Source organism: Streptomyces sp. NPDC020379, from assembly GCF_044387105.1.
Classification (GTDB): domain Bacteria; phylum Actinomycetota; class Actinomycetes; order Streptomycetales; family Streptomycetaceae; genus Streptomyces.
Genome location: NZ_JBIRVR010000004.1, coordinates 49098 through 68774, shown reverse-complemented (window position 1 = coordinate 68774; position 19677 = coordinate 49098). Strand labels below are relative to the sequence as shown.

At 70.1% G+C, this 19677-nt stretch carries 21 protein-coding genes, 1 tRNA gene and 1 riboswitch; of the genes, 6 read left to right on the top strand and 16 right to left on the bottom strand.

What is annotated here, in order from left to right:
• Positions 1–8: 8 nt before the first annotated feature.
• Both ACH427_RS06895 and ACH427_RS06890 read right to left on the bottom strand, forming a co-directional pair.
• Positions 9–773 (bottom strand): ABC transporter permease, encoded by a 765-nt coding sequence (locus ACH427_RS06895; protein ID WP_398868582.1) that lies wholly within the window; start codon positions 771–773, stop codon positions 9–11.
• A 49-nt stretch (positions 774–822) separates the two neighbouring features.
• The gene (locus ACH427_RS06890; protein WP_398868361.1) at positions 823–1623 is read right to left on the bottom strand and encodes an ABC transporter permease; all 801 of its coding nucleotides are present in this window, start codon (positions 1621–1623) and stop codon (positions 823–825) included.
• Positions 1624–1908: 285 nt separating this feature from the next.
• On the opposite strand from ACH427_RS06890, the gene ACH427_RS06885 reads away from it, so the two are divergent.
• Positions 1909–4209 carry a transglycosylase domain-containing protein gene (locus ACH427_RS06885; RefSeq protein WP_398868360.1) on the top strand — a complete coding sequence of 767 codons (2301 nt, stop codon included), beginning with the start codon at positions 1909–1911 and terminating at the stop codon, positions 4207–4209.
• 34 nt (positions 4210–4243) lie between these two features.
• Here the strand turns inward: ACH427_RS06885 and ACH427_RS06880 are convergent, their stop codons facing one another.
• The 3 genes from ACH427_RS06880 to ACH427_RS06870 form a co-directional block, all read right to left on the bottom strand.
• The gene (locus tag ACH427_RS06880) at positions 4244–4564 is read right to left on the bottom strand and encodes a DMT family transporter (RefSeq protein ID WP_398868358.1); all 321 of its coding nucleotides are present in this window, start codon (positions 4562–4564) and stop codon (positions 4244–4246) included.
• Between the two features lie 30 nt (positions 4565–4594).
• Positions 4595–4665, bottom strand: a riboswitch (guanidine-III (ykkC-III) riboswitch).
• Between the two features lie 16 nt (positions 4666–4681).
• Positions 4682–5062 (bottom strand): GroES family chaperonin, encoded by a 381-nt coding sequence (locus ACH427_RS06875; protein WP_398868357.1) that lies wholly within the window; start codon positions 5060–5062, stop codon positions 4682–4684.
• Positions 5063–5086: 24 nt separating this feature from the next.
• Positions 5087–5407, bottom strand: coding sequence for a DUF3618 domain-containing protein (locus ACH427_RS06870; RefSeq protein ID WP_398868356.1), 321 nt, complete (start codon positions 5405–5407; stop codon positions 5087–5089).
• A 166-nt stretch (positions 5408–5573) separates the two neighbouring features.
• Between ACH427_RS06870 and bcp the strand changes: the two genes are divergently transcribed.
• The gene (bcp, locus tag ACH427_RS06865; RefSeq protein ID WP_398868355.1) at positions 5574–6041 is read left to right on the top strand and encodes a thioredoxin-dependent thiol peroxidase; all 468 of its coding nucleotides are present in this window, start codon (positions 5574–5576) and stop codon (positions 6039–6041) included.
• Positions 6042–6077: 36 nt separating this feature from the next.
• On the opposite strand, the gene ACH427_RS06860 is transcribed toward bcp, so the two are convergent.
• Both ACH427_RS06860 and ACH427_RS06855 read right to left on the bottom strand, forming a co-directional pair.
• On the bottom strand, positions 6078–7319 hold the full coding sequence (locus ACH427_RS06860; RefSeq protein WP_398868581.1) for a sensor histidine kinase: 1242 nt from the start codon (positions 7317–7319) through the stop codon (positions 6078–6080).
• Positions 7319–7852 (bottom strand): hypothetical protein, encoded by a 534-nt coding sequence (locus ACH427_RS06855; protein ID WP_398868354.1) that lies wholly within the window; start codon positions 7850–7852, stop codon positions 7319–7321. The genes ACH427_RS06860 and ACH427_RS06855 overlap by 1 nt, the downstream gene beginning before the upstream one ends.
• A 274-nt stretch (positions 7853–8126) precedes the next feature.
• Here ACH427_RS06855 and ACH427_RS06850 point away from each other — a divergent pair, with 274 nt between their 5' ends.
• Entirely contained in the window at positions 8127–9629 is a 1503-nt protein-coding gene (locus ACH427_RS06850) for an MFS transporter (protein WP_398868353.1), read from the top strand.
• A 115-nt stretch (positions 9630–9744) separates the two neighbouring features.
• Positions 9745–9828 (top strand) — tRNA-Leu (locus ACH427_RS06845).
• Positions 9829–9881: 53 nt separating this feature from the next.
• Here the strand turns inward: ACH427_RS06845 and rdgB are convergent.
• From rdgB to ACH427_RS06830, 3 genes are all read right to left on the bottom strand, one after another.
• The gene (rdgB, locus tag ACH427_RS06840; RefSeq protein WP_398868352.1) at positions 9882–10484 is read right to left on the bottom strand and encodes an RdgB/HAM1 family non-canonical purine NTP pyrophosphatase; all 603 of its coding nucleotides are present in this window, start codon (positions 10482–10484) and stop codon (positions 9882–9884) included.
• Positions 10481–11215, bottom strand: coding sequence for a ribonuclease PH (gene rph, locus ACH427_RS06835; protein ID WP_398868351.1), 735 nt, complete (start codon positions 11213–11215; stop codon positions 10481–10483). Before rph ends, rdgB begins: the two co-directional genes overlap by 4 nt.
• 109 nt (positions 11216–11324) lie before the next feature.
• On the bottom strand, positions 11325–11558 hold the full coding sequence (locus ACH427_RS06830; protein ID WP_087927953.1) for a glucose PTS transporter subunit EIIB: 234 nt from the start codon (positions 11556–11558) through the stop codon (positions 11325–11327).
• A gap of 225 nt (positions 11559–11783) precedes the next feature.
• Here ACH427_RS06830 and ACH427_RS06825 point away from each other — a divergent pair, with 225 nt between their 5' ends.
• Both ACH427_RS06825 and ACH427_RS06820 read left to right on the top strand, forming a co-directional pair.
• Positions 11784–13097, top strand: a complete 1314-nt coding sequence (locus ACH427_RS06825) for a PTS transporter subunit EIIC (protein ID WP_398868350.1) — start codon at positions 11784–11786, stop codon at positions 13095–13097.
• A gap of 279 nt (positions 13098–13376) precedes the next feature.
• The gene (locus ACH427_RS06820) at positions 13377–14666 is read left to right on the top strand and encodes a PTS transporter subunit EIIC (RefSeq protein WP_398868349.1); all 1290 of its coding nucleotides are present in this window, start codon (positions 13377–13379) and stop codon (positions 14664–14666) included.
• A 107-nt stretch (positions 14667–14773) separates the two neighbouring features.
• Here the strand turns inward: ACH427_RS06820 and ACH427_RS06815 are convergent, their stop codons facing one another.
• The 6 genes from ACH427_RS06815 to ACH427_RS06790 form a co-directional block, all read right to left on the bottom strand.
• Positions 14774–15523 carry an MBL fold metallo-hydrolase gene (locus tag ACH427_RS06815; RefSeq protein ID WP_398868580.1) on the bottom strand — a complete coding sequence of 250 codons (750 nt, stop codon included), beginning with the start codon at positions 15521–15523 and terminating at the stop codon, positions 14774–14776.
• 208 nt (positions 15524–15731) lie between these two features.
• On the bottom strand, positions 15732–16682 hold the full coding sequence (locus ACH427_RS06810; protein WP_398868348.1) for a PLP-dependent cysteine synthase family protein: 951 nt from the start codon (positions 16680–16682) through the stop codon (positions 15732–15734).
• Between the two features lie 14 nt (positions 16683–16696).
• Positions 16697–16984, bottom strand: a complete 288-nt coding sequence (locus tag ACH427_RS06805; protein WP_398868346.1) for a MoaD/ThiS family protein — start codon at positions 16982–16984, stop codon at positions 16697–16699.
• Positions 16985–17049: 65 nt separating this feature from the next.
• The gene (locus ACH427_RS06800) at positions 17050–17166 is read right to left on the bottom strand and encodes a putative leader peptide (protein ID WP_361523696.1); all 117 of its coding nucleotides are present in this window, start codon (positions 17164–17166) and stop codon (positions 17050–17052) included.
• 96 nt (positions 17167–17262) lie between these two features.
• On the bottom strand, positions 17263–17685 hold the full coding sequence (locus tag ACH427_RS06795) for a Mov34/MPN/PAD-1 family protein (protein ID WP_398868345.1): 423 nt from the start codon (positions 17683–17685) through the stop codon (positions 17263–17265).
• Positions 17686–17897: 212 nt separating this feature from the next.
• Positions 17898–19388, bottom strand: coding sequence for an amino acid permease (locus ACH427_RS06790; RefSeq protein WP_398868344.1), 1491 nt, complete (start codon positions 19386–19388; stop codon positions 17898–17900).
• Positions 19389–19677 lie beyond the last annotated feature (289 nt).

The following is a 19677-nucleotide window of genomic DNA, read 5'->3' as shown; positions in this document are numbered from 1 at the left end:
TCCGCCTCTCAGCTCCCCGTACTCCGATAGCTCCGCAGCCCTGCCCGCCACACCAGCCCCGCGCCCGTGAGCATGAGGAGGGCGACCGGGGGCCCGCAGAAGTCGACCCAGCCGGGCAGGCCCAACGGGTTGTCGCGGCCCAGGAGGCGCAGCGCGGGCAGCCAGTTGACGAAGGCCAGGGGGACGACGAAGGTCACCCCGCGGACCAGCTCCGTCGCGAAGACCGTGGGCGGGTACTGGAGCATGGTGGCGCCGCCGTAGGTGAAGGAGTTCTGCACCTCCGCGGCCTCCGTCGCCCAGAACTGGAACGCCGCGCCGACAATGAAGAGGGAGCCGAAGAGGGCCGCCCCGCTGAGCACCATCACCGCGGTGAACAGCGCCTTGGGCAGCGTCCACGCGATGTCGACATGGGCCAGCCCCCAGCCCAGCACCAGGGCGCCCTGGCTGACGCGGCCGAGCCTGCGCAGCGCGAAGCGGTCGGCGGCGACCTGCGCCAGTACGGGCGCCGGGCGCACCAGCAGCGTGTCGAACGTGCCGTCCCGCACCCGCTGCCCGATCCGGTCCATGCTGCCGAGCACCAGGTCGGCGAGGCCGAGGGAGCAGCTGCTCGATCCGTAGAGCAGCGCGATCTCCGGCAGGGAGAAGCCGCCGAGGGCGTCGATGTGGGAGAACATCAGCATGATGGCGACGAAGTCGAGGCCGCCGGCCACGAAGTTGCCGATGGTCGTCATCACGAAGGACGCGCGGTAGGCCATCGTGGAGCGCACCCACATCGCGACGACGATCCCGTACGCCCGCAGCCCCGTCGTCACGGCGGACCGGTCAGCCACCCTGGACCACCACCTTCGCCGTCGCGAGCGACTGGAGGGCGCGCCCCGCCGCCAGCAGGAGCACCGCCCAGGCCGCCTGGAAGGCGAGCGCCCGGGCCAGTCCGGCGCCCGTGTGCAGGCCGAGCAGGACGTCGGCCGGCACCTGGAGCATCGCCGCCCACGGCAGCAGCCGTACGGTCTCGCCGAACGCTCCGGGGAAGACCGTCAGCGGCAGCAGCATCCCGGAGAAGAAGACGCTCATCAGCGTGCTCACCATGTTGAGCCCGTTGCCGTCGAGCAGCCAGAAGGCGCACAGGCCGATCAGATAGCGCAGCCCGAAGCCCACGCCGAAGCCGAGGAGACAGGAGAGCAGGAAGGCGAGCCAGACCAGCGGGTCGGCGGGCAGGGCCAGTTGGAAGACGAGCGCGCCGACGGCCAGGGGCGCGACCCCGCGGCCGAGCAGCTGGAAGGCCGCCCGGCCGAGGTCGGCGGCGAACCACCACAGCTGGAGGTCGGCGGGGCGGTAGAGGTCCACGGCGATGTCGCCGGAGCGGATGCGCTCCTGGAGCTCCTCCTGGAAGCCGCCGCCGAGCAGCGCCATGGCCGCGAGCAGTGCCTGGCTGACCCAGACGAAGGTCAGGGCCTGCGCCTGGCCGTAGCCGCCGAGGTGCGGCCGTTCGTCCCACAGGGCGATGAACGTACAGGCGATGACGAAACCGAAGACGGTGTTGGTGAAGACACCGGCGGCGGTGGCGATGCGATACGTGGCATACCGGCGGAATCCACTCATCGCGACAGCGGCATACAGCCGCATCCCAGGACACCTCTCGTCGTTGAACCTCGATAGTCCGCTGACCTCAAAGCGCTGGAGCCTATCCGCACGGACCGGCCGCCGACCACGTAATTTTTCACTCCTGGGAGTGGTCGGCCTGGCCCGTTCGGCTCTTCAGTGCCGTCACAGGTGCGCTACATCCCTCCGACTCGGAAGGCATGATGCCAAAGTGTCGGACGGGGCGTACGACGCACAGCGAAGCGCCCGACACAACACCGCTCACCGTGGCCGAACAACCCCGGGAGCGGCCGAGGAGTCCCTAAAGACATGAGCGACGAGCAGTCACAGCAGCAGCCGGACGGCGGTGATGAGCGCTCCCGCCGGGCGGGCCGGCCCCCGAACGGCGCCACCGCCCCCGGCGGTTCCGCCAGACCCCGCCGCCCCAAGCGCACCGGCTGGCGCAGGCTCCTGCCGACCTGGCGCATGGTCCTGGGCGGCTTCCTGCTGATCGTCCTGCTCATCGCGGGCGGTCTCGTCGCCGGCTACATGCTGGTGAACATCCCGCCGGCCAACAGCGCGGCCACCGCCGAGAGCAATGTGTATCTCTACGCCGACGGCACCCAGTTGGCGCGCGACGGCGAGGTCAACCGCGAGAGCGTGTCGCTGAGCCGGGTCCCCAAGGTCGTCCAGCACGCCGTGCTCGCCGCCGAGGACCGCGACTTCTACTCCGAGTCCGCCGTCAACCCCGAGGCCATGCTCCGCGCCGCGTGGAACACCGTCACCGGCAAGGGCAAGCAGTCCGGCTCCACGATCACCCAGCAGTACGTCAAGAACTACTACCTGGGCCAGGAGCAGACCGTCAGCCGCAAGGTGAAGGAGTTCTTCATCGCGATCAAGCTCGACCGCGAGGAGAGCAAGGACGAGATTCTCGAAGGCTATTTGAACACCAGCTACTTCGGGCGCAATGCCTACGGCATCCAGGCCGCCTCCCAGGCGTACTACAACAAGGACTCCGACAAGCTGAACGCCGCCGAGGGCGCCTATCTCGCGACGCTCCTCAACGCGCCCAGCGCCTACGACGTCGGCGCGCACCCCGAGAACAAGCCCCGGGCCATGGCCCGCTGGAACTACGTCCTCGACGGCATGGTCAAGAAGAAGTGGCTCGACGGGACCGAGCGCGCCGCCATGACGTTCCCCTCCCCCGGCAAGTCCCGGCCACGGCTGGGCATGTCCGGGCAGCGGGGCTATCTCGTGGAGGCCGTCAAGGACTACCTCACCACCGACAACAAGATCGTCGACGAGCAGACGCTGGCCCGCGGCGGTTATCGCATCACCACGACGATCGACAGGAAGAAGCAGGACGCCTTCGTCAACGCCGTGCAGAAGCAGCTGATGGACGACCTCAGCGAGGACCGCCAGGTCGACCGCTACGTCCGCGCGGGCGGCGCCTCCATCGACCCCTCGACCGGCCGCGTCGTCGCCCTCTACGGCGGCATCGACTACACCAAGCAGTACGTCAACAACGCGACCCGCCGTGACTACCAGGTGGGCTCCACCTTCAAGCCCTTCGTCCTCACCTCGGCCGTCGCGAACGACTCCACCACGCAGGACGGCCGCCCGATCACCCCGAACACCGTCTACGACGGCACCAACAAGCGCCCCGTGCAAGGGCGGAACGGCCCCGTCGGCTACGCGCCCGCCAACGAGGACGACAAGTCCTACGGACAGATCACCGTCACCAAGGCCACCGACCTCTCCGTCAACGCCGTCTACGCCCAGATGGCGCAGGACGTCGGCCCGGGCAAGGTCAAGGACACCGCGGTCGCCCTCGGCATCCCCGCCAAGACCCCCGACCTCACCGGCTACCCCTCCATCGCGCTGGGCGTCGCCACCGCCAGCGTCCTGGACATGACCCAGGCGTACGCGACGCTCGCCAACCACGGCCGGCACGGCCCGTACACCCTGGTCGACAAGGTGACCAAGGGCGGCGAGAACGTCGAGCTGCCCGGCAAGGAGCCCAAGCGCGCCGTCACCCGCGACGCCGCCGACACCACCACCGCCGTGCTCAAGAGCGTCGTCGACAACGGCACCGGCTCCACCGCGCAGGCCGCCGGGCGGCCCGCCGCCGGCAAGACGGGCACCGCGGAGGAGGACAAGGCCGCCTGGTTCGCCGGCTACACCCCCGACCTGGCCACGGTCGTCGCGGTCATGGGCCAGGACTCCGACACCGGCACGCAGAAGTCGCTGTACGGCGCGACCGGGCTGCCCCGCATCAACGGCGGCGGCGCGCCCGCGGACATCTGGGCCGCCTACACCGAGGTCGCGCTGGAGGGCACGGCCGTCAAGGACTTCGACCTCCAGACCTCCGGCGGCGAACCCGCGCCGACCCTGGAGCCGCCGACGACGTCGGCGCCGCCGGAGACCAGTGCCCCGCCCTCGCCGTCCGCGCCGCCCAGCAACTTGCCGCCGCAGCCGCCCACCCCGCCGCGCCGGCCGACCGGGCCGCCGACCCTGCCGGGCCCGCCGACCGGGCTCCCCACCCTGCCGCCCTTCACACTCTTCCCGAACGAGCCGAAGGACGCCGGGCGGCACGGCGGCGACCGGGACTCGCTCCTGGGCGACTACTGATCCGCGGGCGGGGCGCCGCAAGGGCCGGCGGCCGTCAGTGGCCCGAGGTCGCCTTGAGGCCCACCACGGCCACCAGCAGCAGCACGACGAAGAAGATCCGCGCGGCGGTCGCCGGCTCGCCCAGCACCGCCATGCCGAACACCGCCGCGCCGGCCGCCCCGATGCCGACCCACACGCCGTAGGCCGTACCGATCGGCAGCGTGCGCGCGGCCTGCGACAGCAACAGCATGCTCGCGGCGATACCCGCCACGGTGAACACGCTCGGCCAGAGCCTGGTGAACCCTTCGGTGTACTTCATACCGATCGACCAGGCGACCTCGAGCAGACCCGCGATCGCGAGCAGGATCCATGCCATGACGGCACCTCCGTGGAAAGTTCCTACAGGGGTGCGTCGTCTTGTCCTGACCCGGTACGGCGCGTCTCGTCGGGCTCTTCCGACGGTATCAAAAAGAGCGGAGCGAGCTCCCGCGCCTCAGAGGTAGAGCCCCGTGGAGTCCTCGGAGCCCTCCAGCCGCTCCGCCGCCACCGCGTGCAGGTCGCGCTCGCGCATCAGGACGTACGCCACACCGCGGACCTCCACCTCGGCGCGGTCCTCCGGGTCGTAGAGCACCCGGTCGCCCGGCTCCACCGTGCGCACGCTCTGCCCGACCGCCACGACCTCCGCCCAGGCCAGCCGACGGCCCACCGCCGCCGTCGCCGGGATGACGATGCCGCCGCTGGACCGGCGCTCGCCCTCCGGAATGTCGGTCCGGACCAGCACCCGGTCGTGGAGCATCCGGATGGGCAGCTTGTCGTGGGTGGTGTGCGTACTCACGCCATGACCGTACCTGCCCGGGCGCCGCCCCGAGGCCATGGGCCGCGGATCCGCCGGTGTGACCTACGCCCGGCGGCGGCGCGCGGAGAGGGTCAGCAGCCCGACCACACCGACCGCGACCATCGCCACCGGCACGATCCGGTCCAGCCGCGGCGTGCCGTCCTCGGCGACGAAGCGGGACCGCACCTCCGAGACCAGCTGGTTCGCGGCCACATAGGCGCGGCCCGCGGTCTGGTCCACCTTCGAGGCGACCTTGGCCTTCGCATCGCCCACGATCGTCCTCGGGTGCATGCGCACACCGATCTCGTCGAGCGTCACGGCGAGCTCGTTCCGCCTGCGGGCGATGTCCGCCTCGATCTGCGCAGGGGTCCTGGCATCCGACACCGCGCTGCCTCCGTCGTCTCGAAAAGAGTGATGATGAGTGATGACGACAGTCTGTCAGCTCACCGGACCCCGTGCCCCACGGCACCCCCGATCGAGGAGCTGACTACCCTCGGGGACCGGACAGCCCACGCGGGGCACCCCGCGCGAACCCCGACGAGGAGACCTCATGAGCGAGCGACTTCAGCCCGGCGACACCGCCCCCGCCTTCTCCCTGCCCGACGCGGACGGCAAGCAGGTCTCCCTCGCCGACCACAAGGGACGCAAGGTCATCGTCTACTTCTACCCCGCCGCCCTCACCCCCGGCTGCACCAAGCAGGCGTGCGACTTCACCGACAACCTCGACTTCCTCGCCGGGCACGGCTACGACGTCATCGGCGTCTCCCCCGACAAGCCCGAGAAGCTCGCGAAGTTCCGCGAGAAGGAGGAGCTCAAGGTCACCCTGGTCGGCGACCCCGAGAAGAAGGTGCTGGAGGCGTACGGCGCCTTCGGCGAGAAGAAGCTGTACGGCAAGACCGTGACCGGCGTCATCCGCTCCACGATCATCGTGGACGAGGAGGGCAAGGTCGAGCGCGCCCTCTACAACGTCAAGGCCACCGGCCACGTCGCGAAGATCATCAAGGACCTGGGGCTGTAGCCCGTGCGGGTCCGGTCCCGGCCGGGGCCGGGCCCGTCAGACCTCCTCCGCCGGAGGATCCGCCTCCGGAAGATCGAGCACCGCCTGCGCGCCGCCGCCCTCCGCCGTACCGAACTCCAGGCTCGCGCCCAGCACCACCGCCTGCCCCACCGCGATCGTCAGCCCCAGGCCATGCCCGGTGCCACGCTCCGGCGCCGCCGTACGGAACCGCCGCGGCCCCTGGTCCACCAGCTCCGGCGGATAGCCGCCACCGTGATCGCGCACCACGATCCGCGTGCCCTCCACCCGCACCTCGATCGGCGGCTTCCCGTGCTTGGCCGCGTTCCCCAGCAGATTCACCAGGATCCGCTCGACCCGGCGCGCGTCCGTCGCCACGATCCGGCCCTCGCCGATCACCTCGACCGACACATCGTCGACCCCGCGCTGCCCCCGCGCCCGCTTCACGATCCCCCGCACCAGCGAAGGCAGCTCCACCGGATCCAACTGCGCCCGCTCCACACCGGAGTCCAGCCGGGAGACCTCCAGCAGATCCTCCACCAGCGACCGCATCGTCTGCGCCCGCTCCCGCACCATCTCCACCGCACGTGGATGCGGCAACAGCTCCGCCGACGCCACCAGACCCGCCACCGGCGTCCGCAGCTCGTGCGCCACGTCCGCCGTGAACTCCCGCTCCGCCTCCACCCGCGCCGCCAGCGACGCCGCCATGTGATGCACCGACCGGCCCAGCTCCGCGACCTCGTCCCGGCCGCCCGCCAGCAGCGCCTCCGCGTCCGGCTCACCACCCGCCGCGATCCGGCGCGCCGCGGCCGCACTGCGCCGCAGCCGCCGCGACAGGCTCTGCGCCACGAACCACGCCACCACCGCCATCAGCGCCACCGTCGCCGCACCCGCCACCAGCAACGCCTTGTCCAGCGCCTTCTGCAAGGGGTCACGGTCCGGATAGGGCGCCGACACCGACAGCACCTTGCCGTCCCCCACCGACGTCGCCGCCCACACCCGCGGATCGGCACCGTCGCTCACATACGTACCGGGCTTGCCCTTGGCCACCCGCTTCACCAGCGGAGCCGGCAGCGTCGAGTCGTCCAGCTGCGCCCCGAGCGCGAGCAGACCGTCCCGCTGATACACCTGGAGCGCCGAACTCAGCAGGTCGTCCTGGTACGACTGCGCCTGCCGCGCGCGCTCCACCGCCGAGATGTGGTGCACGGCGATACCGAGCACCACCACCGCGAGCGCGGTCACGAAGGAGATCGCCAGAGCGATCCGGCCACGGATGCCCATCACGTGATCGAGTACGTTTCCTTCGACTCCCCCATGGGCGTGGCCCCGGTGTAGTCGACGTCGATCCCCGTGAAGGCCAGCACGCCGTCGACGTTCTGCGCGCCGTACAGCCGGAAGCGGGCCGGATAGGTGGCCGCGGCCGCGCCGTTGGCGGCGCCCGAGACCTGCACCACACCCCGGCCGTCCGCGCCGTCCGCCCCGTAGTGCGCCCACTTGATGCCGCTCGCCACCATGCCGGTGTTCGAGCAGTTCAGCGTGATGATCTCGGGCTCCACGGTCGCCGAGCCCAGCCCGCACTCCCGCACACCCGGCAGCCCCTCGGGGCCCGCCGCCTCCACCGTGTCCTGCGGCACCTCGCGCACCGGCTGCGGCGACTTCTGCGCCGCGGCCGTCTTCGGGGCGTCGGAGACCGCGCTCGCCCGGTCCTGCGCCTGGCTGAACCACACACCGCCGAGCGCCAGGACGGTCACCGCCGCGAAGATCGCCAGGACAGTGCGCATGCTGGCCCGGCGGGGCTCGGCACGGTCGGCCATCGGCCTCTCTTCCTCGGTGGGGAACGCGGGCGGGGCGGTCGTGGGGGCCCCGCTCTGAGTGACGGGGAAATCGGGCGGCGCGTTCCCTTCATGCCTATATCAGGTTCCCCCCGGGTGAACCGCGGACCGCGCTCCTCCGCGCGGCGCGGACGTGATCAATCTCCTGAACCCGCCCCCGACCGGTTTGAGCCGCCGCACAGCGCGCAGACGCACGACGCGCCCGTACCAGCACTGCCGCCCCTCAGCGCGGCCGAGCAGAGAAGGAAGACGAGCCGTGCCCACCGGCAGCAGTACCGACACCTCACCCGACCGCGACCCGGAGGCCGTCAAACGGCACCCCGCCCTCTTCCGCGCCGTCATCCGGCGCCGGAACCCGCGGCTGCGCCGTACGGACATCACCGTCACCGAAGAGCGGACCGTCAGACGCGCGGTCAAGGCGGCGGCGCTCGGCAACGCCATGGAGTGGTTCGACTTCGGGATCTACAGCTATCTCGCGGTCACCATCGGCGATGTCTTCTTCCCCTCCGGCAACGACACCGTCCGGCTGCTGTCCTCGCTCGCGACCTTCGCCGTCGCCTTCCTCGTACGGCCCCTGGGCGGCCTCTTCTTCGGGCCGCTCGGCGATCGCGTCGGCCGCAAGCGCGTCCTCGCCCTGACCATGGTCCTCATGGCGGTCGGCACCTTCGCGATCGGCCTCATCCCCTCCTACGCGGCCATCGGCTTCTGGTCACCCGTCCTGCTGATCTGCTTCCGGATGCTCCAGGGCTTCTCCACCGGCGGCGAATACGGCGGCGCGGCCACCTTCATCGCCGAGTACGCGCCCGACAAGCGCCGCGGCTTCTTCGGCAGCTTCCTCGAATTCGGCACCCTCGCGGGCTACATCGGCGCCGCCGGGCTGGTGACCGTGATGAACTCGGCGCTCAGCAGCGCCGCGATGGAGGACTGGGGATGGCGCCTGCCCTTCCTCGTCGCCGGACCGCTCGGCCTCGTGGGCCTCTATCTGCGGCTGCGGCTGGAGGACACCCCCGCCTTCCGGAAGCTGGAGGAGGAGAACGCGGCGGCCGGCCCGGAGGGGGAACACCCCGACGGCGAGGACACCGAGCTCAAGCAGATCTTCACCGCCCACTGGCAGCGGCTGCTGCTGTGCGTCGTCCTCGCCGGGGCGTACGGCATCACCGACTACATGCTGCTCTCCTACATGCCGACGTATCTGACCGACCAGCTCGACTACGACGACGTCCACGGCCTGGTCATCCTCATCGCCACGATGGCCCTGCTGATGGTGGTGATCACCTTCGTCGGCCGGCTCAGCGACCGCGTCGGCCGCAAGCCGCTGCTGATGGCGGGCATGGGAGGCTTCGCGCTGCTGTCGGCGCCCGCCTTCCTGCTGCTCAAACAGGGCAGCGTCGTCGCCGTCTCCGGCGGCATGCTGATGCTCGGCCTGCCGCTGGTCTGCCTGCTCGGCACCATGTCGGCGGCGCTCCCCGCGCTCTTCCCCACCTCGGTCCGCTACGGCTCCCTGTCCATCGGGTACAACCTCTCCATGTCCCTCTTCGGCGGCACCACCCCCCTGGTGGTCACCGGCCTCATCCGCGCCACGGGCAGCGACATGGCCCCCGCCTTCTACACGACGGGCGCGGCCGTCGTCGGCATGGTCGCCGTCGCCTGCATGAAGGAAACGGCCCGCCAGCCTTTGGAGGGCTCCCCGCCGTCGGTCTCGACGAAGGAGGAAGCGGCGGAACTCGCGGCGTCGCAGACGCCTGATCCGAAGTTCTGACGGTGACCGGCGGGGCGGGGCGCGGGGTCCAACTGCCGGGCGGAGTACGGGCGGGTGCCGATCCGTACTCCGCCGCCGCGCGGGGACGGGAGGGCCAGTACGATGGCCGTGCCGGGCGGCCGTGGTGGAATTGGCAGTCACGCTGGGTTTAGGTCCCAGTGGGTTAACACCCGTGAGGGTTCGAGTCCCTCCGGCCGCACACATGACGAAGGGCCGGTCAGCCGGGACAGCTGACCGGCCCTTCGCGTGCGCTCACCCCAAAAGCTCCCGCACCACCGGTGCCAGCCCCCGGAACGCCTTGCCGCGGTGGCTGATCGCGTTCTTCTCCTCCGGCGTCATCTCCGCGCAGGTACGGGTCTCGCCCAGGGGCTGGAGGATCGGGTCGTAGCCGAAGCCGCCCGTGCCCGCCGGGGTCTGGCGCAGCGTGCCCTCCAGGCGGCCCTCGACGACGCGTTCCGTGCCGTCGGGCAGGGCCAGGGCCGCCGCGCACGCGAAGTGGGCGCCGCGGTGCTCGTCGGCGATGTCGCCGAGCTGGGCGAGGAGGAGGTCCAGGTTGGCCTTGTCGTCGCCGTGGGTGCCGGACCAGCGGGCGGAGAAGATGCCGGGGGCGCCGTTCAGGACGTCCACGCACAGGCCCGAGTCGTCGGCGACGGCCGGGACGCCGGTGGCGGTGGCCAGGGCGTGGGCCTTGAGGAGGGCGTTCTCGGCGAAGGTGACGCCGGTCTCCTTGACGTCCGGGATCTCGGGATAGGCGTCGGCGCCGACGAGTTCGACGTCGAGACCGGCCTCCTCGAGGATGGCGCGGAGTTCGGTGATCTTGCCCGCGTTGCGGGTGGCGAGGATCAGGCGCTTCATGCGAGCGTCCCGGCGAGTGCCTCGCGCTGGGCCGTGTCGAGCGTGGCGCAGCCGCCGACGGCGAGGTCGAGGAGGGCGTTGAGCTCGGCGCGGGCGAAGGGCTCGGCCTCGGCGGTGCCCTGGACCTCGACGAAGCGGCCGTCGCCGGTGCAGACGACGTTCATGTCGGTCTCGGCGCGGACGTCCTCCTCGTAGCAGAGGTCGAGGAGGGGGACGCCGCCGACGATGCCGACGCTGACGGCGGAGACCGTGCCGGTGAGCGGCTGGCGGCCGTGCTTGATCAGCTTCTTGCCCTGGGCCCAGGTGATCGCGTCGGCGAGCGCGACGTACGCGCCGGTGATGGCCGCGGTGCGGGTGCCGCCGTCGGCCTGGAGGACGTCGCAGTCGAGGACGATCGTGTTCTCGCCGAGCGCCTTGAAGTCGATCACGGCGCGCAGGGAGCGGCCGATGAGGCGGGAGATCTCGTGGGTGCGGCCGCCGATCTTGCCGCGCACGGACTCGCGGTCGCCGCGGGTGTTGGTGGAGCGGGGCAGCATCGAGTATTCGGCGGTGACCCAGCCCTCGCCGGTGCCCTTGCGCCAGCGGGGCACGCCCTCGGTGACGCTGGCGGTGCAGAAGACCTTGGTGTCTCCGAAGGAGATGAGGACGGAGCCTTCGGCGTGCTTGCTCCACCCGCGCTGGATGGTCACGGGGCGGAGCTGATCGGGGGTGCGGCCGTCGATGCGAGACATGGTGGTGAGCCTATAGGCAACGCGAAGGGCCCCGTTCCGGGCCGCGTCGAACCGGGAAACGGTTCGACGCGGAAACAGGGAGCGGGGCCCTCGGCGGGAGCTCAGAGGCTCACATCATGTCTTCGATCTCGCCGGCGATCGGGTCGGCGTCGGTGCCGATGACGACCTGGATGGCGGTGCCCATCTTGACGACACCGTGGGCGCCGGCGGCCTTGAGCGCGGCCTCGTCGACCAGCTCGGGGTCGGCGACCTCGGTGCGGAGGCGGGTGATGCAGCCCTCGACCTCTTCGATGTTGTCGATCCCGCCGAGCCCGGCGACGATCTTCTCAGCCTTGGTGGCCATGTGCACTCCTGGTTGTCTCGGCCCTTCGGCGGTCTCGCCGACCGGCTTTCCCACGGTACCCACGTTCAGACCAGTTACGTGGGCATTCGTCCGCCATCTGGCGAAAGATGACGACCAACCGGCGCTGCGCTCCGGGAGGCCCGACAGGCACCGCAAGTGGTCTACACCAGTATGCGGCAAAGCACCGAGTGGACTGCCGCCGGGGCGGCAGGCGGAGGAAACGGGATGAGTTCGAGTGCTGCGGCCGCCCCCCGGCGGAAGACCTGGACGCAGGGCCTTTTCCAGAACCTCCAGAAGATGGGCCGCAGCCTCCAGCTGCCGATCGCGGTGCTGCCCGCGGCGGGCATCCTCAACCGGCTGGGGCAGCCGGATGTCTTCGGCAAGGACGGGCTGGGCTGGACGGACGTCGCCAAGGTCTTCGCGGGCGCGGGCGGCGCGCTGCTGGACTCGGGTCTCGGGCTGCCGCTGCTGTTCTGCGTGGGCGTGGCCATCGGCATGGCCAAGAAGGCGGACGGCTCGACGGCGCTGGCCGCGGTGGTGGCGTTCCTCGTCTATTTCTCGGTGCTGCACCAGTTCCCCGAGGACTGTCCGCACGAGACGAAGTTCGGCGGGGCGGGGCTGTGGAGCGGGGTCTGTGTGACGGGCGCGGGCGCGGCGAGCCCGGCGACGTTCCAGAATCCCGGGGTGTTCGGCGGCATCGTCATCGGGCTGCTGAGCGCCTGGTTCTGGATGCGCTTCCACAAGGTGCGGCTGGTGGACTGGCTGGGCTTCTTCAACGGCCGGCGCCTGGTGCCGATCCTGATGTCGTTCGTCGCGCTGGCCTTCGCGGTGATCTGCCTGTGGGTCTGGCCGCCGGTCGGTGACGCGCTGACGAGCTTCAGCGAGTGGCTGTCGGACCTGGGGTCGGCGGGCTCGGGCGTCTTCGGCGTGGCCAACCGCGCGCTGCTGGTGGTCGGGCTCCACCAGTTCCTCAACACCTTCATGTGGTTCCAGTTCGGCGACTACACCAAGCCGGACGGCACGGTGGTGCACGGTGACATCAACCGCTTCCTGGCGGGTGACCCGCACGCGGGCCAGTTCACCACCGGTTTCTTCCCGGTGATGATGTTCGCGCTGCCGGCCGCGGCACTGGCGATCGCGCACTGCGCGAAGCCGCACCGCCGCAAGGCGGTGAGCGGCATGATGCTCTCCGTCGGCCTGACGTCGTTCGTCACGGGCATCACGGAGCCGATCGAGTATTCGTTCCTCTTCATCGCCCCGGCGCTCTATGTCATCCACGCCCTGCTCACGGGTGTGTCGATGGCGGTGACGTGGGGTTTCGGGGTGCACGACGGCTTCAGCTTCTCGGCGGGCCTGATCGACTACGTCATCAACTGGGGGCTGGCGACGAAGCCGTGGCTGATCATTCCCATCGGGCTGTGCCTGGCGGTGGTCTACTACGTGCTTTTCCGGTTCGCGATTACGAGGTTCGACCTGCCGACACCGGGGCGCGAGCCGGAAGAGCTCGCGGAGGAGATCGAGCAGGAGAACGTGAAGTAAAGGGAACGCGAAGTGAGGAGCCAGTGACACTGCGCTGGGTTTAGGGTCGCCTCTCCCAGGAGAGGCGCCGGGAAACGACGAGAAACGCCGTCCCCGGGCCGTTGGGCCCGGGGACGGTTTGTCGTCGGGCGCCGGGCTGTGTCCGAGACCACCGGGAACGATGGATTCCTTTATCCCGGACTCACGTGCTACAACAGGTCTAAACCACTGAGTGGTGTAGACCAGATTGCGGGCCGTCCCCCCTTCCCCCCGAGCGCCCGCCTCACCTGGAGGAATCCGATGAGTAAGAGCGCCAAGGCGGCGAAGACGGCGCCTGATGACGCCGCGCCGGAGAAGAAGAAGTTCGGCGCCGGTGCCATGGGCGTCGCGCAGCGCATCGGCCGCAGCCTGATGCTGCCGGTCGCGGTGCTCCCCGCGGCCGCGCTGATGGTCCGCCTGGGCCAGGACGACATGCTGGGCAGGAAGTCCTTCCCGGCGTTCCTGAACAAGATCGCCGAGTTCATGTCCGCCGGTGGCGGCGCCATTCTCGACAACATGGCGCTGCTGTTCGCCGTCGGTGTCGCGATCGGCTACGCCAAGAAGTCGGACGGCTCCACCGCGCTGGCCGCCGTGGCCGGTTATCTGGTCTTCCAGAAGGTGCTGGGCACCTTCACCGACGGCAGCCTGCCGAAGAAGGAGGCCGTGGTCGACCACAAGGTCGCCATGGTGGAGCAGGCGGTCGACGCCAAGGTCCTCGGCGGTGTCGTCATGGGCCTCGTGGTCGCGCTACTCTACCAGCGCTTCTACCGCACCAAACTGCCGGACTGGGCGGGCTTCTTCGGCGGCCGCCGCCTGGTGCCGATCCTGTCGTCCTTCGCGGGCCTCATCATCGGTGTGGCCTTCGGCTACATCTGGCCGGTGCTGGGCACCGGCCTGCACAACTTCGGTGAGTGGCTGGTCGGCTCAGGCGCCGTCGGCGCGGGCATATTCGGTGTCGCCAACCGCGCGCTGATCCCGGTCGGCATGCACCACCTGCTCAACTCCTTCCCGTGGTTCCAGGCCGGTTCGTACGACGGCGCCAAGGGCACCGTCAACGGCGATATCGCGCGCTTCCTCGCGGGTGACCCGAACGCCGGCCAGTTCATGACCGGCTTCTTCCCGATCATGATGTTCGCGCTGCCGGCCGCGTGCCTGGCGATCGTGCACTGCGCCCGCCCCGAGAACCGCAAGGTCGTCGGCGGCATGATGTTCTCCCTCGCGGCCACCGCCTTCGTCACGGGCGTGACCGAGCCGATCGAGTTCACGTTCATGTTCGTCGCCCCGGTGCTGTACGCGATCCACGCGGTGCTGACCGGTGTCTCCATGGCGCTGACCTGGGCGCTCGGCATGAAGGACGGCTTCGGCTTCTCCGCCGGCGCGATCGACTTCCTGCTGAACCTCGGCATCGCCTCGAAGCCGTGGCTGCTGGCGCTGGTGGGTCTGTGCTTCGCGGCGGTCTACTACGTGGTCTTCCGCTTCGCCATCATCAAGTTCGATCTGAAGACGCCGGGCCGTGAATCCGAGGAGGAGTCGGCCGAGCTCAAGGCCTGACACTCCCCGGGAATTCCCGGAAATCTGGAAAACAAGGGGAAGGGCCCCGGAATCCATCGGATTCCGGGGCCCTTCCCCTTGTCGCCTTTTGACTGCCATTACCTCGGCTAAATCTCGTAGACCGCCCCGGTCCGGGCCAGCTCGACCGGCCCGGCAAAGGCGGCCCGGGCATCGCGGAGGTTGGTCAGCGGGTCCGTCCACGGCGGGATGTGCGTGAGCACCAGGCGCCCGACACCGGCGCGGGCGGCGTGCTCGCCGGCCTCCAGGCCGTTGAGGTGGAGGTCGGGGATGTCCTCCTTGCCATGGGTGAACGACGCCTCGCACAGCAGGAGGTCGGCGCCCACGGACAGCTCGTGGAGGGCCTGGCAGGGGCCGGTGTCGCCGGAGTAGACGAGCGCGCTGCCGTCGTGCTCGACGCGGAAGGCGAACGCCTCGACGGGGTGGCGGACGCGGTCCGTGCGCACGGTCAGCGGGCCCAGGGTGAAGGCGCCCGGTTTCAGGGTGCGGAAGTCGAAGACCTCCGCCATGCAGCTCTCGCCCACGTCGCCGTAGGCGGTGGTGAGCCGCTGCTCGGTGCCCTCGGGGCCGTGGACGGGGATGGCCTCCGCCCGGCCGCCTTCGTGACGGTAGTAGCGGGCGACGAAATAGCCGCACATGTCGATGCAGTGATCGGGATGCAGGTGCGACAGCAGGATGGCGTCGAGGTCGTAGAGACCGATGTGGCGCTGCAACTCGCCGAGGGCACCGTTGCCCATGTCGAGGAGCAGCCGGAAGCCGTCGGCCTCTACGAGGTAGCTCGAACAGGGCGATTCCGTGGACGGGAACGACCCCGAGCATCCGACGACGGTGAGCTTCATGCGGGCCTGAACCTCCGTGGGCTGGTTACGGGGGGCCATGCGGTCCGTCGAGCGTAAGGCGCGAAGTCGGCGGTCGCTCCTCCGCGAGGTTCGGTTGTGGTTGAAGTCACCGGTACGGACGCGTATGCCGCGGGGCGGCGGTGTCGAGACTACTCCCGGCCAGCCTGTTCCCGCCCCCGCCGGCCGGGGGCGGCGGGGGCGGGACCCGTCACGCCCAGAGCTGGCCGTGCAGGACGCCGACGGCCTCCTCGTCGGTGGCCGCGGTGTAGACGCCGGTGGAGAGGTACTTCCAGCCACCGTCGGCGACGACGAAGGCGATGTCGGCGCGCTCCCCGGCCCGTTCGGCCTTGCGGGCCACCCCGAGCGCCGCGTGCAGGGCGGCGCCGGTGGAGATCCCGGCGAAGATGCCCTCCTCGGCGAGGAGTTGCCGGGTGCGGCGGACGGCGTCCTCGGAGCCGACGGAGTAGCGCGTGGTGAGCACGGACTCGTCGTAGAGCTCGGGCACGAAGCCCTCGTCGAGGTTGCGCAGCCCGTAGACGAGGTCGTCGTAGCGGGGCTCGGCGGCCACGATCCGTACGCCGGGCACGTGCTCGCGCAGGTAACGGCCGACGCCCATGAGGGTGCCGGTGGTGCCGAGGCCGGCGACGAAGTGGGTGATCTCGGGGAGGTCCGCGAGGATCTCGGGGCCGGTGGTGGCGTAGTGCGCGCCGGCGTTGTCGGGGTTGCCGTACTGATAGAGCATCACCCAGTCGGGGTGCTCCGCGGCGAGCTCCTTGGCCTTGCGCACGGCGGTGTTGGAGCCCCCGGCGGCGGGTGAGGGGATGATCTCCGCGCCCCACATGGCCAGCAGCCGGCGGCGCTCCTCGCTGGTGTTCTCCGGCATGACGCAGACGATGCGGTAGCCCTTGAGGCGGGCCGCCATGGCCAGCGAGATGCCGGTGTTGCCGGAGGTGGGCTCCAGGATGGTGCAGCCGGGCGTGAGCCGGCCGGCCCGCTCGGCCTGCTCGATCATGTGCAGGGCCGGGCGGTCCTTGACCGAGCCGGTGGGGTTGCGGTCCTCCAGCTTGGCCCACAGCCGGACGGTGCCGGAGGGGGAGAGCCTCGGCAGGCGGACGAGCGGGGTGTTGCCGACCGCTGCCAGCGGGCTGTCGTAGCGCACGGAGATCCCGCCGATCAGACCATGCCGCCGGCCACGGCCGGGAGGATGGTGACGCTGTCGCCGTCGTCGAGTCCGGTGGCGATGCCCGCGAGGAAGCGGACGTCCTCGTCGTTGAGGTAGACGTTGACGAAGCGGCGCAGTTCGCCGCCGGCTGCCTCGTCGACCAGGCGCTCGCGGATGCCGGGGTGGCGGGCGTCGAGGTTCTTGAAGAGCTCGTCGATCGTGGCCCCCTCGCCCTGGACGGCCTTCTCGCCGTCGGTGTAGGTGCGGAGGATGGTCGGGATGCGGACCTCGATGGCCATGGGTGTGCTCCTGTCGGAGTGCGGGGAGGGGCGGCGGCGACGGGAAGGCGTGCGCGCCGCGGGGGTCACGCGGCGGCGCCGCGCGGACACAGCGCACCGGCGAGCCGGCACAGGTCGACGTGGAGCCGCGCCGTGAGCAGCGTGCTGCTCGGCGTCCTGTCGCTCACGTTGTCGGCAACCATGGGCGCATCGTATCGATTCCCTGTGCGCGCCCCGGAAGTTCGTCCCGGCATGCGGACCCTCCGGTCTCAGTGGGCAGTCACCCCGTAGGCGGTCACTCAGTACGCGGTCACCACGCGGACCTCTTCCTCGGTCACCGTGCCGTCGACGATCCGGAAGGAGCGGAACTGGAAGGGGCCGGCGTCGTCGGTGTCGGCGGTGGAGACGAGGACGTAGTGGGCGCCGGGCTCGTTCGCGTAGCTGATGTCCGTGCGGGACGGGTGGGCCTCGGTGGCGGTGTGCGAGTGGTAGATGACGACGGGTTCCTCGTCGCGGTCGTCCATCTCGCGGTAGAGCTTGAGGAGGTCGGCGGAGTCGAACTCGTAGAAGGTGGGCGAGCGGGCCGCGTTGAGCATGGGGACGAAGCGCTCGGGCCGGTCGCTGCCGGCGGGACCGGCGACCACGCCGCACGCCTCGTCGGGGTGGTCGGCGCGGGCGTGGGCGACGATCCGGTCGTGGAGGTCCTGGGTGATGGTCAGCATGGGGGCAAGGATAAGCACGAGGTGTGAGGGCGGACCTTGGGCGGCTGGCGCACGTCTTGCCCCTGCGGGCCGAGTCGTCCGCACCACCGCCCGCGCGGCGGTGTCCTCGAACGCCGGACGGGCTTGATCCGGCCGACGCAGCGGCCGAATCAAGCCCGTGGGGGAGTTTGAGCAAGCTCAACAACCAACCGCCGCGCGGCGCGGCGTCAGCGTTACGGCTCCGCGCGGGTGGCTGCCGCCAGTTGCGCGTAGTGCTCGGGGGACTTGCGGGTGAACGCCTGCGGGTTGCGGCGCTTGAGCGTGTAGTAGGAGACGACCATGAGCGCGGCCCAGACGGGGGCGCAGTAGAGCGAGACCCGGGAGTCCTTGTCGATGCCCATCAGCACGATCACCATGAAGATGAAGGCGAGCGCGAAGGCGCTGGTCCAGGGCGCGCCGGGGGCCTTGAACGCGGACTGCGGGAGGAGGCCCTTGTTCGCCATCCAGCGGTAGCGGAGCTGGGCCACGAGGATCATGATCCAGGCCCACATGCCGGAGATGGTGGCGAAGGAGACGACGTAGGTGAACGCCTGGCCCGGCCACTGGTAGTTGATCCAGACGCCGACCAGCATCAGGGCGGCGGAGGCGGTCGTGCCGCGCAGCGGCAGGCCCTTCTTCGTCAGCTGGGCGAAGAACTTCGGGCCCTGGCCGTTGAGCGCGAGGTCGCGCAGCATGCGGCCGGTGGAGTACATCCCGGAGTTGCAGGAGGAGAGGGCCGCGGTGAGGACGACGAAGTTGACGATGCCGGCGCCCGCGGGGAGGCCGATCTTCTCGAAGGCGGCCACGAAGGGGCTGACGCCGGGCATGAACTCGGTCCACGGCACGACGGCCAGGATGATGACGAGGGCGCCGATGTAGAAGACCGCGATCCGCCACGGGACGGTGTTGATCGCCTTGGGGAGGGTCTTCCTGGGGTCCTTGGCCTCGCCCGCGGTGACGCCGACGAGCTCGACGGCGAGGAAGGCGAACATCACGATCTGCAACGTCATCAGGGTGCTCTTGATGCCGTTGGGGAAGAAGCCGTGGTGCGACCAGAGGTTGCTGAAGGTGGCGGTGTCACCGGCGTCGGAGAAGCCGAGGGTGATCACGCCGATGCCGATCAGGATCATGCCGATGATGGCGGTGACCTTGACCATGGAGAACCAGAACTCCAGCTCGCCGAAGAGCTTCACGGAGATCAGGTTGGCGAAGTAGAGGACGACCGTGAAGCCCAGCGCCGAGGCCCACTGCGGGATGCTGCCCTTGGACCAGAAGTTCACATAGGTGGCCGCGGCGGTGACCTCGGTGATGCCGGTGACGACCCAGAAGAGCCAGTACGTCCAGCCGGTCACATAGCCCCAGAAGGGGCCGAGGAATTCGCGTGCGTAGTCGGAGAAGGAGCCCGAGACCGGGCGGTACATGAGCAGCTCGCCGAGCGCGCGCATGATGAAGAAGATGACGAGGCCGGCTATCGCGTAGGCCAGGATCAGGCTGGGTCCGGCCCTGTGGATGGCCGTGCCCGCGCCGAGGAAGAGGCCGGTGCCGATGGCACCGCCGATGGCGATCATCTGAATCTGCCGGTTGCCCAGCCCCCGCTGGTAACCCTCGGAAGCGTCCTGTCCGCTTCCGTCCTGCCGTGCGGCCTCCGCGTCGGCGGAGCGGTCCGCGACCTGCTCAGAGGTCATGGTGGTGCGCCTTTCTCCATACCGGTCCGACAAATTCGGACCGGGTCCAGATCCCCCCGGATGGAGTCCTGCGTGCCGACGGTCGGCCGGCGAAGCGCTCCCGCCGCGACATGGGTGGCGTCACGGAGGCAGGTCGTGAAGATTTATCACGTGGCGCAATGAGATCGTCTACCCGCGTGTGGCCTGGGCCACTTTTAAAGTAGGACAAATACAAAAAGGCCGCTCATTGGCGGCCTGCACGGTAACGCGATCGTTATCCGGAATTGAGCGTCCGATGAGCGAACACCCG